12 protein-coding genes are annotated in these 16,131 nt (G+C 73.0%); all 12 read right to left on the minus strand.

Going from position 1 to position 16,131, the window contains the following annotated elements; translation table 11 throughout:
• Positions 1-310 precede the first annotated feature (310 nt).
• The 12 genes from ACLQ14_RS05200 to ACLQ14_RS05255 all read right to left on the minus strand — a co-directional run bounded on the left by ACLQ14_RS05200 (position 311) and on the right by ACLQ14_RS05255 (position 16,101).
• Positions 311-3,112 (minus strand): glycoside hydrolase domain-containing protein, encoded by a 2,802-nt coding sequence (locus ACLQ14_RS05200; protein ID WP_425810596.1) that lies wholly within the window; start codon positions 3,110-3,112, stop codon positions 311-313.
• 97 nt (positions 3,113-3,209) lie between these two features.
• On the minus strand, positions 3,210-3,998 hold the full coding sequence (locus ACLQ14_RS05205; RefSeq protein ID WP_425810598.1) for a hypothetical protein: 789 nt from the start codon (positions 3,996-3,998) through the stop codon (positions 3,210-3,212).
• 93 nt (positions 3,999-4,091) lie between these two features.
• Positions 4,092-5,693 carry an MFS transporter gene (locus ACLQ14_RS05210; RefSeq protein ID WP_425810600.1) on the minus strand — a complete coding sequence of 534 codons (1,602 nt, stop codon included), beginning with the start codon at positions 5,691-5,693 and terminating at the stop codon, positions 4,092-4,094.
• 34 nt (positions 5,694-5,727) lie between these two features.
• Entirely contained in the window at positions 5,728-7,053 is a 1,326-nt protein-coding gene (locus ACLQ14_RS05215) for an APC family permease (protein WP_425810602.1), read from the minus strand.
• Positions 7,050-8,417, minus strand: a complete 1,368-nt coding sequence (locus tag ACLQ14_RS05220; protein WP_425810604.1) for a M20/M25/M40 family metallo-hydrolase — start codon at positions 8,415-8,417, stop codon at positions 7,050-7,052. The genes ACLQ14_RS05215 and ACLQ14_RS05220 overlap by 4 nt, the downstream gene beginning before the upstream one ends.
• Before the next feature lie 38 nt (positions 8,418-8,455).
• Positions 8,456-9,907 carry an anaerobic C4-dicarboxylate transporter family protein gene (locus ACLQ14_RS05225; RefSeq protein ID WP_425810606.1) on the minus strand — a complete coding sequence of 484 codons (1,452 nt, stop codon included), beginning with the start codon at positions 9,905-9,907 and terminating at the stop codon, positions 8,456-8,458.
• A gap of 106 nt (positions 9,908-10,013) precedes the next feature.
• Positions 10,014-10,460, minus strand: coding sequence for a hypothetical protein (locus tag ACLQ14_RS05230; RefSeq protein ID WP_425810608.1), 447 nt, complete (start codon positions 10,458-10,460; stop codon positions 10,014-10,016).
• Positions 10,461-10,474: 14 nt separating this feature from the next.
• Positions 10,475-10,744 (minus strand): SHOCT domain-containing protein, encoded by a 270-nt coding sequence (locus tag ACLQ14_RS05235; RefSeq protein ID WP_425810610.1) that lies wholly within the window; start codon positions 10,742-10,744, stop codon positions 10,475-10,477.
• Positions 10,744-11,196, minus strand: a complete 453-nt coding sequence (locus tag ACLQ14_RS05240) for a DUF6325 family protein (protein WP_425810612.1) — start codon at positions 11,194-11,196, stop codon at positions 10,744-10,746. Before ACLQ14_RS05240 ends, ACLQ14_RS05235 begins: the two co-directional genes overlap by 1 nt.
• 147 nt (positions 11,197-11,343) lie before the next feature.
• Positions 11,344-13,899: a LuxR C-terminal-related transcriptional regulator gene (locus ACLQ14_RS05245; protein WP_425810614.1), complete on the minus strand. Its 2,556-nt coding sequence runs from the start codon at positions 13,897-13,899 to the stop codon at positions 11,344-11,346.
• 204 nt (positions 13,900-14,103) lie between these two features.
• Positions 14,104-14,454 (minus strand): DUF2277 domain-containing protein, encoded by a 351-nt coding sequence (locus tag ACLQ14_RS05250; protein ID WP_425810616.1) that lies wholly within the window; start codon positions 14,452-14,454, stop codon positions 14,104-14,106.
• A gap of 96 nt (positions 14,455-14,550) precedes the next feature.
• On the minus strand, positions 14,551-16,101 hold the full coding sequence (locus ACLQ14_RS05255) for a tannase/feruloyl esterase family alpha/beta hydrolase (protein ID WP_425810618.1): 1,551 nt from the start codon (positions 16,099-16,101) through the stop codon (positions 14,551-14,553).
• Between the last annotated feature and the right edge of the window lie 30 nt (positions 16,102-16,131).

The raw sequence follows: 16,131 nt of genomic DNA on the forward strand, positions 1-16,131 counted from the left end.
CTCCCGTGGCGCCCACGACGACCCTGCAGGCCTTCGGGTTCGACGAGCTCGCCGACGCGTTCCTCGGGGCCGCCCGCGAGGGCGACCTCGGCGGGCTGCCGGGTCGAGGAGCTCGACCGGTGGTGCTCGAGGCGGCCGGTAGCCCGGGTGTTCGCCGGTCGTGCGGCGCAGGCCGTCGTGGCGCTCGTCGGCGACCTGGTGGTCGTCCTCCCCTTGAGACGCGACGGGGGCGTGGGGGGGGGGGGGGGGGGGGGGGGGGGCCCCCCCCCCCCCCCCCCCCCCCCCCCGCCCCCGTGGGCGCGGAAGCCGCTCAGTGGTGCGCGAGCCCGACCCACAGGAGGTCGACCCGCGACGTCGAGCCCGTCACCCGGGTCCGGTCGGCCGGCACGAACGTCGCCGTGACGAGGTGGAGGCCCACACCCGTCGTCGCCGGGACCGTCACGGTCGCAGCGCCGCCGACGCCGAGCGGTGCCTTCGCCAGAACCTTGAGGCCGTCGCGGAACACGACGGTCCCGGGCTGCGCGACGTCGTCACCGAACGTCACCGCCGCGGTGGCCGTCACCGGTGCCGTCGTGCCCTGCGTCTGGGTTCCGGCGCTGAGCTGCAGCGTCGTGCGCGAGGTGGTCGGGCCGGTGGGGTCCGTCGTGGTCGCCCAGGTCGTCGCCGTGCTGCTCAGCGAGTACCGCAGCGCGGAGCTCGACACGAGCCGGTCCAGGGAGAGCGACGAGCGGTCCTGCGACCTGCCGTCGACCCGAAGCGACCGGATGAACGGCGACGTCGCGGCGTCCTGGTCGGTGAGGATCCGCACCTGGTGCTTGCCGAGCCGGAGCGTCACGTCCGAGAACTGCGGCGTCGAGAGGGCGAGCCCACCCTCCGCCTGCGAGACCGGGAACATGCCGAGGCCCGCGAACACGTACCAGCTCGACAGGGCGCCCATGTCGTCGTTGCCGGGCAGGCCGTCACGGGCCGTGCTGAACGCCGTGCGCATGAGCTGCTGCACCACGTACTGCGTGGACGCCGGCTTGCCCGCGAAGTTGTACGCCCACGGCGCCGGGAAGCCCATCTCGTTGCCCATGTAGAAGCCCTGGGAGTCCTGGCCGCCGTTGAGCTGCTGGAGCGTGGGCACCTTCGTGAGCGCGGAGTCGACGGAGAACAGGGTGTTGAGCCGGTCCACGGCGCTCGTCTTGCCGCCGATGGTGGAGATCAGGTCGGGCCAGGCGTACCCGAACGACCAGAAGTAGTTCGGCTCGGTCGACTCGTGGTAGGAGCCGGGCTCGAGCGACCCCGGGACGCCCGGCGTCGTGGGGGCCTTGCGCGCGACGATGGTCCCGTTCGTGAAGTCGAAGATGTTCTTCCACCAGCTCGAGCGGTCGTCGAGCCTGGCGATGTCCGCCTGGGTCACGTCGACCCGCGGGTCGGCCAGGACACGGTCCGGCAGCGCGGAGAAGAACGCGGCTGCGGCGTGGTCGCCGGCGTACTGCTCGATGTTCGCCGAGGTCGCGTCGGCGTGGTAGCCGTCGCGCAGGTACGTCTCCGGCTCGGACATGCTCGCGCGTCCGTTGCAGCTGCTCGTCGGGTCGAAGACCGACTGCTTGGCCAGGCGTGCCGCCGTCGTGACGTCGAAGTCCTTCGCCCCGAACGCGTACGACGCCGCCAGGACGGGCAGCGCGTTGTCACCAGCCATGGGCGTCGAGTCGTCGCTCGCGTCGACCCAGTGCGGGAACGCCCCGCACTGCTCGCCGTCGACGACGAGGGACTGCATGACGTCGCTCGCGACGTCGGGTGCGAGCATCGCGAGGAGCTGCGCCTGCGACCGGTAGGTGTCCCACATCGACAGGCTCGAGTAGTGGGTCGCGTAGCGTCCGGTCGAGCCGTCCGGCTTCTTGTACGTGTAGTCGCGCACGTTCGCGACCGGGCGGTCGGGCACGCCGCCGGTGGTGTCGACGCCGCTCGGGTACGGGGCCGTCGCCTCCATGCTGCGGAAGTCGCCGTTGACGTCGGAGTACGTCGTGGGGGAGCCGAAGACCCGGTAGAGACCCGTGTAGAACTTCGTGAGGTCGGTGCGCTGGCCGGCCGTCAGGGACGCGGGACGCGCGGCCTCGCCGACCTGGATCGAGTTCAGTCGCGTGTTCCACGTCGCGTCGGCCTGCGCGCGGACCTGGTCGAACGTCGAGCGGGCGTTCTCGGTCTTCAGGTTGAGCTTCGCGTTGGCGACGCTCACCGAGGAGATGCCGACGCGGACGGTCAGCGTCGGGTCCTTGTCCGTGAGGTCGTACTGGAGCACCGTCGCGCCGTTGCTCACCGTGTTCACGGTGCTGCCGTCCGCCTGCGCGCGCAGGGGCTTGTCGGCCTCGAGGTAGAAGTACACGTTGGAGTTGAACTGCGTGCCGTAGGGCGTGCAGAACGCGGGCGCGACGGTCTTGCCGGTCAGGACGCGGCCGTCGTCGGCGACGGTGAGGGCGGTGTTCGCCGCGGAGATCTTGCCGGCGCCGCTGCTGCTGTTGCTGTTCGCGTTGAGGCGGGTGTCGAGCGAGAAGTAGCCCGAGTCCTTGTCCGGGTAGGTGAACTGCGCCATGCCCGTGCGGGTCGTGGCCGTGAGGTCCACGCCGACCTTGTTGTCGAGCGTGACGGCGTACTCGCCGGGGTGCGCGGACTCGGTCGCGGTCTTGAAGCCGACGCCGACGGGCTTGCCGGCCGCGGTCGAGACTGCCTGCGGGGTGGAGGCCGGCATCATGCCGACCACGCCCTGGCCGGGGCAGCCCGGGCCGTTGAGGTGGGTCAGGCTGAAGAAGTTGACCTTGCCGCTCGTCGCGTTCGCGGCGGTGAGGTAGCCGCCCGAGCCGTTGAAGTTGGTGCGGGGCATGTCGGGGCCGAAGTCGACCATCCCGAACGGCACCTGCGCACCGGGGTTGACGTTCCCGGCGTACCCGCTGGTCGACGACACGGCGGTGCCGATGAACGGGTTGACGAACTGCGTCAGCTGCAGCTCTGAACCCTTGCCAGGGGTCGTGTCGTGGCCGTTCGACGCCGCCACGGCGGGCTGCGCGAGCCCGGCGACGAGCGTGGCGCCCGCCACGAGGGCGCTACATCGGGTGAGGGCTGACCTTCGCATGCGATCCACTCCTTCCGCCCGGAGGCGGGGTTGACAACGGTGTCATTGCGGTCGCCACCCTAGGTCAGATCCTCCCCGGGAACCAACTCCCGCCCGCTCAGGACGGACGCGCCGATACCTCGCCCGTCCGCGCCGCGGCCAGTGCCGCGAAGACGGAGCGCGGAGCCGACTCCGCCAGCGTGTGAAGCGCGACCCCGCGGGCCGCCAGCGCCCGGGTCGTCGTCTCCGCGAGGCGGCACGCGGTCGCCGGGGTGGCTTGCACCACCAGGTCGAGGAGGGGCGGGTCGCCGGGGACGAACCACGTCTCCGCCGTGAGCGTCCTGCGGTACCAGCCGGGGAAGTATCGCCTCGTCAGCATGTGCACCGGGCCGAGAACCTGCAGGTCCCGCGGGCCGACGGCGTGCGGCACCCAGCGCTCCCACACCCGGAGCTGGACGTCGTCGAGGAGGTCGCCGAGGTGCAGCCGGCCCGAGAGCAGCGCCCTGACCTTCTCGTCCGCGGCGCCGGCGTCGGCGGAGCACACGCACGTCAGGGCGGCCGTCACCCCGTCGACGTCGACCTCGACCGAGGTGGACCACGCTGCGCCCGGCAGGCCCGAGCCCGGTGCGGTGGCCCGTACCCGGATCGAGACCTCGGCCTCGCCGTGCTGGGTGCGGCGGGCCGCAGCCACGACCCCGGACCGCCGGAGGGCCAGGTCGGGCGTGTCGAAGAAGGCGACCTGCCGAACGCCGACGCCGTGGAGATTCGGCCCCAGGGCGGCGAACGCCCGGCGCTGCTGATGGCCGGCGACGGTGAACCGCAACGTCACCGGATGGTCCGGCCGGAGCGCCGCGAGCACCGCGCTGACGTTCTCCGGATCGTCGGCGCTTCCCGATCGTCCGGTCATGCTCTGCCTCCCCTCCCGGCCATGCTGGCAGCGACGCGGGTGGCGGTGCCCCACCCCCGACGGGGCGGTGTCGTGCCGGGTGCCCGGACGGGCTCAGCGGCTGGAGGGCGAGCCGGCGCCGCGGGGCGTCGCGGGTGCCCCGACGGGACGCGTAGGGAGCAGGCGCGTGAAGAACAGCGCGCCGGCCGTGACCAGGGCGAGCACCGCGAGGCTGAGGCGGAGCGCGGCGATCCGCGCCTCGGCGTTCTCGTCGACGACCGCCGCGGCGACCGGGGCCGGTGCGCCGGCGTCGTCGAGCGACTGCTGGAGCGCGGCGTCCGAGAGGAAGGGGATGCCGCGCTCCAGCTCGACCTGGGCCGACGACGACACCGACGGCGGCACGTCGGGGTTGTCCTTGATCCCCGTGAGGAACGACGTCGTCAGGGCGGCGATGAGGATCGACCCGGCGAGCGCGGTGCCGAGCGACGCCCCGAGGTTCGACGCCGTGTTCTGCAGGCCGCCGACCTCGGAGCTCTGCTCGTCGGGCACGGCCGAGACGGTGACGGCGCCGAGCTGGGACGCCAGCGCGCCCACCCCGAGCCCGGCGAGCAGGAGCGGGACAGTCACGATCTGCGCGTCCGCGCTCACCTCGAGGGCCGCGACGAGCGACACGATCCCGAGGAGGAGCAGGGTGAGGCCGCTCGTCACGACCCGGCGCGGCGACGCCTTCGGCCACAGCCGGGGGACGCCGACGGCGGCGATCAGCAGCGTGACCGAGAGCGGGAGGAGCCGGATCCCGGTGTCGACCGCGCTCAGCCCGAGGGCGACCGACAGGTAGAGGGGCACGGTGAAGAAGACGCCCGCCTGGACGAGGAACTGGAAGAGGAACATGGTGAGGCCGCCCACCAGCTGCGGGTTGTGGAGCAGCGTCGTGCGGACCAGGGGCTCGCGCCCCGCCGTGAGGACATGGTCCTCCCACCGGAGGAACAGGCGGACCACCACGAGCCCGGCGAGGACGAACCAGATCGTCAGCGAGAGCCCGGCGACCGCCGGGGCGCCGGCTCGTGGCAGCACCCAGCCCCACTCGCCCGCGCGCAGGACGCCGAAGACGGCGAGCCCCAGACCCACGGCCGACAGCACCGCGCCGACGACGTCGAGACGCGGGGCGCCCTGGGCCGCCGTGTCCCGGATCCGGCGGGCCAGGACGAGGATCACCAGCACGAGCACCACCTCGCCGACGAAGACGAGCCGCCACGTCAGGTAGGTGGTCATCGCGCCGCCGACCAGGGGACCGGCCGCGACGGCGATCGCCCCGGCGGCCGCGACGAGGCCGTAGGCCCGGGGCCGCCGGGCCGCCGGGAAGTTCGCGGCGACGAGGGCGACGATCGCCGGCATGATCAGGGCCGCGCCCACCCCTTCCAGGAAGGACCAGCCGATGATGAGCACCGTGAGGTTCGGCGCCAGGGCGGTGGTCAGCGATCCGCACGAGTAGATGACGCAGCCGATCATGAACGCACGGCGTCGGCCGATCATGCTGCCGATCTTCCCGCCGGTGATCATGAGCGTGGCCATGACGAGCGTGTAGAGCGTGATCGCGGTCTGGACGCCGGTGACCGTCGTGCCGACGTCCTCGGCGACCTGCGCGATCGAGACGTTCATGACCGAGCTGTCGAGGGTCATGAGGAACTGGCCGGCCGCCAGGGTCAGCAGCACCATGCCGGACGACGCGTGCCCGCTCGGCTGACTGGCCCTAGCCCTGGGTGTCACGGTCCCGACGCCTCCTGATCCTCGTCCACGCGAGGTCGAGCACGATCGCCAGGAGCAGCACGCCGAGCATCGCGACGAAGGTCGCGGGTGCGTTGCGCAGCGTGTCGGCTGCGAAGACGACCAGGACGACGGCCGTCGCCACGATAGCGGCGACGATCACGGTGGCGCTGGAACCAGTCTCGCGGCGCAAGCGCATCGCCGCGACCGACGTGACCAGGAAGATGCCGAGCGCCACCGCGCTGCCCAGCGACGCGATGGCCGTGAGGTCGACAAACGTCGCGAGCACGATGACCACCCCCGCCGAGATGGTGAGGCCGCGGGTGCCGCCCACGAGGGCCCGCGAGCCGAAGACCGGCGGAAACGTCCCGGACTCCGCCAGCTTGGTGGTCGAACCCACGGCGGCGTAGATGTTCGCGTTCACCGAGGACGACGTCGCCAGCATGGCGGCGACGGCCATCATCGCGAACCCGGCGTCGCCGAGCACCGGTCGGGCCGCCTCCGCCAGGGCGGTGTCGCCATGAGCCACGACCTGGTCGACGGTCAGCGTCCCGAAGACCCCCCATGAGACGAGGACGTACAGGAGCGTCGTCGCGCCGAGAGCGATGTAGGTCGCACGAGGCAGGTTCCTCCGGGGGTTCGGGAGGTCGCCGCCCGTGAAGCTGATCACCGCGAACCCGAGGAAGGCGAAGAACGTCAGGGCGACGCTGCTGACGAGATCGCCGACCGACGGGTAGGTCGACGGCGCCAGGAGGCCCGGGTCCAGCTGGCTCAGCGTCACGACGACGAAGACGGCGAAGACGGCGAGGAGCGCGACCACGATCCAGGACTGGATCCGGTCGATGAACGTGGCGCCGGCGATGTTGACCACGGCGACGAGGACGATCAGCCCTACCGAGAGCAGCTTGGCCACGAGCGCGTCGGGCTCGCCGCCGCCCGCGAACAGGGACGCGCCGTAGCTCCCGAACGACGTCGCGACCATGGCCGAGACGATGAGGGACGCGAAGTACAGGAGCCAGGACGTGACGGCGGTGACGTGACCACGCCCGAAGCCGCGCAGCAGGAACGTGACGATGCCACCGGACGACGGGTACGTCGCGCCGAGCTTGGCGATCGCGTAGCCCTGCAGGCCAGCGATTCCGCCGGCGACCAGGAACGAGATCCAGACGGCGGAGCCCGCCACCGCTCCCGCCTGGCCGAGGAGAGCGAAGATGCCCGCGCCGACCATCGAGCCGATGCCGAGGAACGCCGCGCCCCGGACCGTCATCCGGCCGGTGTCGCCCGGCGCGGTGGCCGGCGTGGGTTCGTTCACGGCGTGACGACCTGGTCCGGCGCTCGGGCGGCGAGCTTCTCGAGCAGGAGCGCCTGCGCGACCACGAGCTTCTCGATCTCGGTCGGGTCGACGCTCTCGTCGGACGCGTGGATCCGGGATGCCGCGACGTCCTCGGGCCCCCAGAGGACGAACTCGGCGGCGGGCACCGCCGTGGCGAGGGTCTGCAGGAGAGGGATGGAACCGCCGCAGCCGGCCTCGCCCACGGGTCGGCCGAACGCTTCCGCCAGCGCCTCGCGCGCGGCCGCGTACCCCGGACCGTCGGTCCGGCACCGGAACCCCGGAGCCTTCTTGGTGCGCTGCACCTCGACGTGTGCTCCCCAGGGAGCGTGGGACTCGAGGTGGGACACGAGTGCGTCGAGCTCGGCGCGGGGGTCCGACCCGGGCACGATCCGCATGGAGATCTTTGCGCGGGCCTCCGGGACGAGGACGTTCGACGAGCCGGCGACGCTCGTCATGTCGACCCCGATCGCGGAGACGGACGGCTCGGCCCACAAGCGGGTCCCGATCAGGCCCGTCCCGGCCAGCGCGACACCGTCGAGGACGTCGGCGGCGGACCGGAAGTCGTCCTCGCCGAGGTCCTCGCCCGTCCACTCGCCTCGCGAGACTCCCTCCACCGCCACGTTGCCGTCGGCGTCGTGGAGCGTCGCGAGCAGGTGCGCGAGCGCGATCATCGCATCGGGTGCCGGCCCCCCGAAGACACCGGAATGGAGGGGATGCTCGAGGGTCCGGACCGTGACGACGCAAGCGACGTCCCCGCGCAGGGCGCTCGTGAGGACCGGCTCGCCGACGCGGAGGTTGCCCATGTCGCCGATCACGAACACGTCGCAGGCGAACAGCTCGGGATGCGCCTCGACGAACGCCTCGAGGTTGCTCTCGGTCTCCTCCATGCCCTCGAGGACGAGCTTGACGGTGCACGGAGGCTTCCCGTCGAACACGCGCACCGTGCCGAGGTGGGTGACGAGACCTCCCTTGTCGTCGGCGGCGCCGCGCCCGTAGATCCTGCCGTCCTCCTTGACGGTCGCCGCCCACGGGTCCGACGTCCAGCCCTGCTCCTCGGGCGCGGGCTGCACGTCGTAGTGGGCATAGAGCAGGACGACGGGCGACCCCTCGGGCCCGGGGATGGTGCCGTAGATCGGCGGGAAGCCGGACGGGACGGGCATGAGGGCGGCGTCCTCGAACCCCGCGGCGCGCACGGCCTCGAGGGTCTCGCTTCCCATCCGCTCCACGGGCTCTGGGGGATAGCCGGGGAACGCAACGGACGGGATCGAGACCAGGTGCCGGAGCTGGTCGACCAGGTCCGGCATGAGCGCCTCGGTCGCGCGGACGATCTCGTCGGTTCGCATGGGTGGATCCACCTCTCGTGGCATGGTGCGGCGGCGCGTCAGTAGAAGACGACGCCGATGACGGCGCCCACGACGACCGTCACGACGGCCATGATGAGCATCGGCACGAAGAAGCTGTGGTCGAGCAGCTTGGTGCCCAGCTTCGTCGTCCCCGACAGGTCGAAGTTCGCTGCGGCGATCTGCGTTCCGTTGGCCGGGAGCGTGTAGACGCCGCTGAGGGCGCCGGCCCACATGCCGGTGACGAGACCGGGCGCGAGGCCGGCCGCGAGACCGATCGGCACGATGGTCCGGGTGGCCGTCGACTGGCTCGTCGTGAGAGCGGCGACCAGGAAGACGGCGAGCGCGAAGATGAACTTCCAGTCCGTGACCCAGCCACCGACGGTGTCGACGATGAGCTCCTCGTGGGCCTGGATGAACGTGGCGGTGAGCCAGGCGATGCCGAAGAGGGCGATCGCCGAGATCATGCCGGCCTTGAAGACGGACATCTCAGGGACCTTCGAGACGTCCGGGCGGCCGACGAGCAGGATCGCGACGCCGACGGCGAACATCACGATGATGATGGTCGTGGTCATGTCGATCGGGACCGAGCCCTCACCGAGGTCGAAGCTGGGCCGCAGGCCGGGGAACAGTCCGAGGACGACGATGAGCAGGACGCCGGCGAAGAACGCGAGCGCCGAGTTGCGCCCCTCCTTGGTGGCGGTGAGCTGCGCCGACGCGGGTGTCGAGGTCTCGCCCGTGGCGGTCGCGGCCGTGGGGGCGTCGTCGCCCGTGGGGGCTTCGTCACCCGTGCCGGCCGCGTGGCGCGTCGTGGCGCGGCTCGCGAGCTCGGTCCTCGGCGGTGGGGGAGCGAGGGTGCCTGCCGCGATCTGCGCCTGGACGTCCGCGTCGTCGTCGAGGTCCTTGCCCAGGTGGTTGACGACGACGGCGGTCACGACGATGCCGATGACGCAGGCGGGCAGAGTGATCGACAGGATCTGGGTCAGCCCGAGGTTGTACGGCGGGACCTCGGTGAGGGTCAGCATCGCCGCCATCGCCGCGGACACGGGGGACGCCGCGAGCGCCATGCCGGACTGCACGACCGTGACGGTCAGGGGGCGCGAGGGCCTGATGTGGTTGCGGTAGGAGACGTCGTAGATGACCGGCAGCAGCGGGTAGATGATGTTGCCCGTCCCGGCACCGATGGAGAACGCGAAGGCCGTGAGCGGCGCGATCACGGTGATCTGCCGCGGATGCTTCTCGATCACCCGGGCCGCGACCTTGACCATCCAGTCGATCCCCCCGGACGCCTGCATCATCGACGCGGCCGTCACGACCGAGAGGATGATGAGCAGCGCTGCCGTCGGCGGTTCGCCGGGGGCCTCGCGGAACACGAACACGAGGACGCCGACGCCGAGGCCGCCCCAGAGGCCGACCCCGACGCCGCCGGCCCGGGTGCCCATCACGATGGCGCCGAGGACCACGACGGCCTCGAGAATGAACTTCACGTCCATGATCTCCCCTTCGCTGTCGGCGGCGTTCTCATGGCGCCGCCGGGCTGTCTCGGGCGGGGGGCCGAGCGCCTGGACCTGCGGCCGACGACGCCCCCTGCGGGCCTCGTCAGGTCGTCGGTGTGCTGCACTGCACGTCCGCGACGGCCTGCACGTTGGCGTAGGCCTGCTTGACGGTGGTCACGGCGTCCTCGATGAGCGGCCTGGCGGTCGTGAGCGCGCTCGCACCCGCGTCCACCACGGACTGCCGGAGGTCCGCGACCGCGGTCCGCAGGGTCGAGATCGCGGTGTTGAGCTGGCCTTCGGACGTCGCCTGGAGCTCGTCGAGCTTTCCCTGGACGTCGTCGGCGCGCTGGCGCAGCTGGTCGATGCCCGCGGTCTGGGGGTCCAGCTGCTGGAGCCCGTCCACCGAGGCGACGAGGTCGTCGTACCGCCCGCACAGGTCGTGGTCCTGGGTGTCGCTGCTGCAGCCGGCGAACGTGAGCCCGGCGAGGAGGACTGCGAGCGCGCCGACGGCGAGCCGCGTTCGCTCCTGACGACTGGCCTGGCGCTTCATGGCGTCTCCACGGGTCACAGACCGAGCAGGCGGGCCTTCGCGGCCGCGAACTCCTCGTCGGAGAGGACGCCGCTGGCGTGGAGGCTCGCGAGCCGCTCGAGCTGGGCGGTCGTCGGGTCCTGCGCGGCGGGCGCCGGCGGTGCGACGGGCGCCTCGGGCTGCGGGGGCGCGGCCTGCTCCTGCGTGTCCCACCGACGGGCCTGGCGTCGGGAGACCCGGTTGGAGACGGCGGTCGCGGTGCCCGCGACGACGGCGGTGCGGGCCATGCCGCCGAGGAGGCCCATCAGAGGCTCCCGAGCGCTGCGGGGCCGGCGGCGTCGCGGAACTCCGCGACGACCTCGGACGGCACGCGCGCCTGGTCGACGAGCTCCCCGTCGGCGCGCCGGACCGCCGCGATGAAGGGGATGAGCCAGCGGTTCTCGACGGCGAGCACGGCCGCCGAGGTCCCCGGCTCGAGCGTCGGAGCGATCTCCTCGGCATCCTCCGCGTCGAGCATTCCCCCCTCGAGCTGGCCGGAGATCCCGACGAAGCTGGGCTCGAGGTCGGGTCCGAGGCCCGCCAGCTCGACCACGCCGACGGAACCGTCGGCGTCCTTGTAGACGAAGATGAGGTCGACGATCCGCACGAGGTCACGGACCACGAGGTCGCGGAGGGCGGGACCGATCTCACCCTTGAACCTGTTGCCCGGGAACTTCAGGACGACGACGTCGATCGGGCCTGCTTCGCTCGTGTCCATGTCCGCTCCTCCTGCCGGCGTGCTCGCCGCCCGCCGGCGTCGTCGCCCGAGCGCTGGTCGCTTCGGTCGATCTCATGGTCGACGCCGCACGGGCGGGGCCGCCCCACCCCGAACGGGGTGGATGCGGGCGCCGTTCCCCGGGGCCGCTCAGCGACGGTTCAGGCTGCGACCGTGCCGCGCTCGGGCGAGCGCGAGCCCGACGGCCGCGGCCTCGGCGCGCGAGCCGCAGTCGAGCTTGCGGTAGATGCCGCGCAGGTGGAACTTCAGGGTGTTGGCGGAGATGCGGAGCTCGTGCGCGATCTCGTGCATGGTCAGGCGGGTCGGCAGCAGGCGCAGCACGTCGCGCTCCCGGTCCGTCAGCGCCTCGACCAGCTCGACGGACGTGGGTGCGGTCGGATCGAGGTCGGGCGTGGCGGCCCGGCGGACGCGGTCGAGCCAGAGCACAGGGGAGCGCCAGGCCGCGAGCTCGACGAGGCGGACGGCGTCCGTGCCCTCCGAGGCGACGGTCTGGACCAGGCTGTGGGAGCTCGCGAGCTCGACGGCGTCGATGGCGTGCTTCGCCGCGTCCTCGCTGCCGGTCGAGGCTCGGGCGAGAAGGAGCTCGCGCACGACCCGCTGGCGCACGGAGCGCGGGACCAGCGGCTCCAGCAGCGCCCGCGCGTCGGCGCCCTCGCCGCGGGCGAGCAGGACCCGGGCCGCGCCGACCCCTGCCCCGTACGGGTCCTGGGCCTCGGCGACCCACCGGTCGGCCTCGTCGAGGTCTCGGTCGGCCAGGGCGAGCGCCGTGCCGGCGCGTCCGAGCATGCCTCGTGCGCCGGCTCGCGGGCACTCGGTGCGTACCAGGTCCTCCGCCTCCGCGAACGCACGCCGGGACCGCTCGACGTCGTCGGCGTCGAGGTACGCGCCCGTGAGCTCGAGCAGGGCGAGCACCTGGATGTAGGGGGTCGCCTCACCGCGGTCGAGCGCGATCTCCACCAGAGCGGCGACCGCGGCCGCCCGATCGCCGAGCTCGCGGTGCGCGACGGCCTCCGCGAGCGCCAGCTCCGCCCGCAGGATCCCCATCCCGGCTGCCCGGACGTCCGGGTGGACCGACGACGCGATCTCGAGGGCCGCGAGAGGCTCGCCCGCCAGGGCCTCGCCGAGGGCCCGCGTGCCCTCGAACGCGATCCGTCGGTCGGGGTCGAGGCTCACCGCGCTCGTCACCTCGACGACCTCGTCGTCACCGTCGTCCCAGCGCTCGGAGAGGGCGATCCCGCGACCGACCAAGTTCCAGCCGAACCGGCCCAGGGGGTCGAGCCACCACTGCGGGCCGAACCGGGCGAGGGCGACGCGCGCCTCGAGCCTCCCGACCTCCCAGTCCCCTCGGATCGTGCTGGCGATGCACGCGAGGAGCTCCACCCGCGCCAGCGCGACCGTGGGCGGACCGACCTCGACGGCGACCCGGGCCGACCACCGGACCAGCTCGTCCACGAGCGCGAGGAAGCGGTGCCGGTCGACCAGGAGGTGGCACCAGGCGTACTCGGCCATCGCGGCCAGGTCCTGGGTCGCGACGGCGACGGGGATCGCGTCGAGCGTGCGGGCGATGACGGCGTCGCGACCGCGGTCGTAGAGACCCGCGGTGCCGGACGCGAGAAGCCGGAGCGCCTCCCGCGCGAGGCCGGCCGCCAGCCACTGCTCGAGCGCCAGCGGCACCTCGTCGTGGTCCTCGAGCCACCGGGCGGCCCGGGCGCGGAGCTCGTTCGCGCGGTCCGGCGAGCGCTCTGTCAGGTCGGCGAGCAGGGCTTCGCGGACGAGCGCGTGGACCTCGAACCAGCCGGTTCCGGCCACCCTGCTGACGAAGAGGCCCCGGGCCTCCGCCGTGGCGAGGTCGTGGGCAGCCTCGGAACGGCCGGTGAGGACGGCCGCGAGCCCGGCGTCGGCGCGCTCCACGACGCTCACCGCGCGCAGCGTGTCGACCAGCTCGGCCGGCTCGTTGGCGAGGATCTCGTTCCAGAGGTAGTCCGCGACGAGGAGCCTCCCGCCGGCGTCGGGCGTGGCCAGCCCGGGCTGCGCCCGGTCGGTGCGCGCCGCGAGCGCCGTGAGCCGGAGGCTCGCGGCCCAGCCGCCCGCTCTCACCGCGGCGTGCTCGACGGTGTCGTCGTTCAGCTCGGGCGCGAGCCGGTGCATGAGCTCGACGGCTTCGGACTCGGAGAACCGCAGCTCCGAGTACCGGACCTCACGCAGCTGGCCGCGGGCGCGCAGCCTCCCGACGGGCAGCGGCAGCGAACGCCGGGAGGTCGCGACGACGTGCAGCCACGGCGGCAGCCCTTGGAGGAAGAGGGACAGCGAACGCACGCACTCGGGGACACGGTCGACGAAGCCGACGTCGTCGAGGACCAGCACGGCCGTCGGGCGGTCGACCGCGGCGAGGTCCTCGAGCAGCGTCGGCACCGCTGCTTCACGGCCTCGGGGGCGGGCGAGCACCTTCGAGGCCCGGTCGCCGCACCCGGCCGCGAGCGTCTCGAGCGCAGTCAGGACGCCGGCCCACAGCTGCACGAGGTCCCGGTCGGACTCGTCGACCGAGAGCCACGCGACGGGCAGCCGCGTCCGCGCCACCCAGGTGGCGAGCAGGGACGTCTTGCCGGAGCCCGCCGGCGCGGTCACGGCGGTGATCGGCACTGCCACGTCGTCGTCGAGCAGGTCGAGGAGGCGCGTGCGGGCCATCAGCGTCTCGGCCGTCGCGGGCGGCGAGAGCTTGAGCCTTGCGGCGACGCCCCCGGGTGTCAGGGGCGAGGCAAGCCGTCTCCGGGAAAGTTCCGGTGTGGGCACGAGGACGCCTCCACCAACGTGTGACCCTCATGGTCCCCCCGGGCGGCGTGGGGTTGCACCCCGGGACGCAGACCTCACCCGCGACCCGAGCCCGGCGCGTCAGGTCCGGACGACCGAGCCGTCGTCGTCGTGCTCGTGCGCGAGCCCCAGCTCGTGCAGGCGCTCGTGCTCCTCGCGCTCGGCCATGCGGCGCGCGATCCGCTCCTGCACCTCCGCGCGCCGCAACGGCGGCAGCGTCGGCGGGGGAGTGCGACGCTCGGGCAGCTCGTCGAGCACCCGCTCGGTGGCGGCCGCTACCGCCGCCACGGCGGCCTCGAACGCGTCCCGCGTCGCGTCGGTCAGCTTCTGGACGCCGGTCACCTTGCGCACGTACTGGCGCGCGGCGGCCTCGACCTCCTCGGGCGTCGCGGGCGGCTCCAGCCCGCGCAGGGTCGTGATGTTCCGGCACATGGTTCGAGGCTAGGTCGGCGCGGCGGGTCCGTCGAGGGACGACGACGGCGGCGCCCCGGGGTCGTCCCGGGCCGCCGCCGTCGAGCGAGCGACGTGTCAACGGCGCGTCGACGCGTACGGCCGGACCTGCCGGGTGACCTGCCCGCCGTCGGGCAACGTCGTGGTGGCGGTGAGCGTGGCGGGCGCACGGCCCTTCTCGACCCAGGTCACGAGCGAGTCGAGGGCGTTGGTCGGGTCGGTCCCGTCGGCGCAGTGGTCCACGCCGGGCAGGAGGAACACGCGGTAGAACGAGTCGACGTCCCGGGCGCCGAGCAGCCGGTCGACGCGCTGCTTGTAGTTGACGGTGCCGAGCGTCGGGACGAGCTGGTCGGCCTGCCCGTGCCAGGTGATCAGCTTGCCGCCGGACCTCGCGAAGGCTCGCAGGTCGGGGTCGTCCGTCCCGATGACGTCGTGGAACCGGCGCTGCGAGGAGGCGTAGAGCCGGTAGAACTCCGCGTAGGTGAGCCGGGTGGGGTCGAACGACGGGTCGCGGGTCACGAAGTACTGGGCCCACTGCGAGGCGACCACGAAGGGCGCCCCGTACGCGGCCAGGAAGTCGAGGCTCGCGCCCTTGTTCGGCCCGTACCACAGCTGCTTGCCCGACGGCGCGGTCGGGCCGGCCCAGATCTTGCGGACCGCGTCGGCCGTCGCGGCGGAGATGGTGATCTCCTGGCCGTCGCACCAGACCGTCGTCCCGACGAGGCGCCGGGCGTCCCAGTCGCACTTCTGCGGGTCGTCGATCACGCCGTCGTGGCGTCCGTCGAGGTCGTCGCACGCCGTGACGGCGGCGGCGGTGAAGGCGTCGAGCTCGCACGTGGTCGGCTGGACGTGCTCCTCGTGGAAGACCGCCTGCGACCAGAGGGTGGCGATCGCGAACCGGTCCCAGCTGATCGCGGGGGCGTTCGCGAGGATGCCCTGGAAGTCCGTCGGGTGGTCCTGCGCCTCGGCGTAGCCCTGGCGGCCGCCCGTCGAGCAGCCGTTCCAGTAGGCGTAGGTGACGGAGCGTCCGTAGAACTTCTTCGCCACGTCCTTCCCGACGACCGCGAGGTCGTGCAGCGAGCGCGACGAGAAGTTCGTCAGCAGCGCCGTGTTCACGGTGCCGCGCGGCGTCAGCGCCCAGCCGCTCACGTCGGTCGAGCTCTGGCCCACGCCGGCGTCCGTGGCCCCGGCCGCATACCCGGCCTTGACGGCCTGGACGAGGGCGGGCGCCGGGTCGGTCAGGTCGCCCGCGAGGTAGGCGCTGCCGCCCGCGGCCTGGAAGCGTCCGGACCAGAGCGAGCGGTCCTGCGGCAGCGAGACCTTGATCTTCACGTGGTCGTTCGCCCCGAGGTGGCTCACGGTGACCGTCACGTCGCACCAGGCGGGCACGTCGGAGATCGGGCCGACGGGCGGGTATGCCGTCGGGAAGGAGATCGTGCCGCCCGCGTGGGCGGCGACGGTCACGGAGTCCACGTACGTGCCTGCCGGGGCGGTCGGACGCACGGGCGCGCACGTCGTCGTGGGGGGCCGGGGCCCGTGGTCGGCGGCGTGCGCGGACGCGGTGGGCGCGACGGCGGCGAGGGCCGCGGGGAGCGCCAGTGCCATCAGGGCGAGGAGGTGTCGTCTCATGCCTCCCACCGTCCCGTGGGCCGCCGGGCC

The sequence above is a fragment of the Luteimicrobium sp. DT211 genome (genome assembly GCF_049844995.1).
In the GTDB taxonomy this organism is placed as follows: domain Bacteria; phylum Actinomycetota; class Actinomycetes; order Actinomycetales; family Cellulomonadaceae; genus Luteimicrobium.

Excerpts from the sequence above, each read along its gene's own strand:
- ACLQ14_RS05200 (WP_425810596.1), bottom strand. The coding sequence starts at position 3,112 with ATGCGAAGGTCAGCCCTCACCCGATGTAGCGCCCTCGTGGCGGGCGCC.
- ACLQ14_RS05205 (WP_425810598.1), bottom strand. The coding sequence starts at position 3,998 with ATGACCGGACGATCGGGAAGCGCCGACGATCCGGAGAACGTCAGCGCG.
- ACLQ14_RS05210 (WP_425810600.1), bottom strand. The coding sequence starts at position 5,693 with ATGGTGCTGCTGACCCTGGCGGCCGGCCAGTTCCTCATGACCCTCGAC.
- ACLQ14_RS05220 (WP_425810604.1), bottom strand. The coding sequence starts at position 8,417 with ATGCGAACCGACGAGATCGTCCGCGCGACCGAGGCGCTCATGCCGGAC.
- ACLQ14_RS05225 (WP_425810606.1), bottom strand. The coding sequence starts at position 9,907 with ATGGACGTGAAGTTCATTCTCGAGGCCGTCGTGGTCCTCGGCGCCATC.
- ACLQ14_RS05230 (WP_425810608.1), bottom strand. The coding sequence starts at position 10,460 with ATGAAGCGCCAGGCCAGTCGTCAGGAGCGAACGCGGCTCGCCGTCGGC.
- ACLQ14_RS05235 (WP_425810610.1), bottom strand. The coding sequence starts at position 10,744 with ATGGGCCTCCTCGGCGGCATGGCCCGCACCGCCGTCGTCGCGGGCACC.
- ACLQ14_RS05240 (WP_425810612.1), bottom strand. The coding sequence starts at position 11,196 with ATGGACACGAGCGAAGCAGGCCCGATCGACGTCGTCGTCCTGAAGTTC.
- ACLQ14_RS05245 (WP_425810614.1), bottom strand. The coding sequence starts at position 13,899 with ATGGCCCGCACGCGCCTCCTCGACCTGCTCGACGACGACGTGGCAGTG.
- ACLQ14_RS05250 (WP_425810616.1), bottom strand. The coding sequence starts at position 14,454 with ATGTGCCGGAACATCACGACCCTGCGCGGGCTGGAGCCGCCCGCGACG.
- ACLQ14_RS05255 (WP_425810618.1), bottom strand. The coding sequence starts at position 16,101 with ATGAGACGACACCTCCTCGCCCTGATGGCACTGGCGCTCCCCGCGGCC.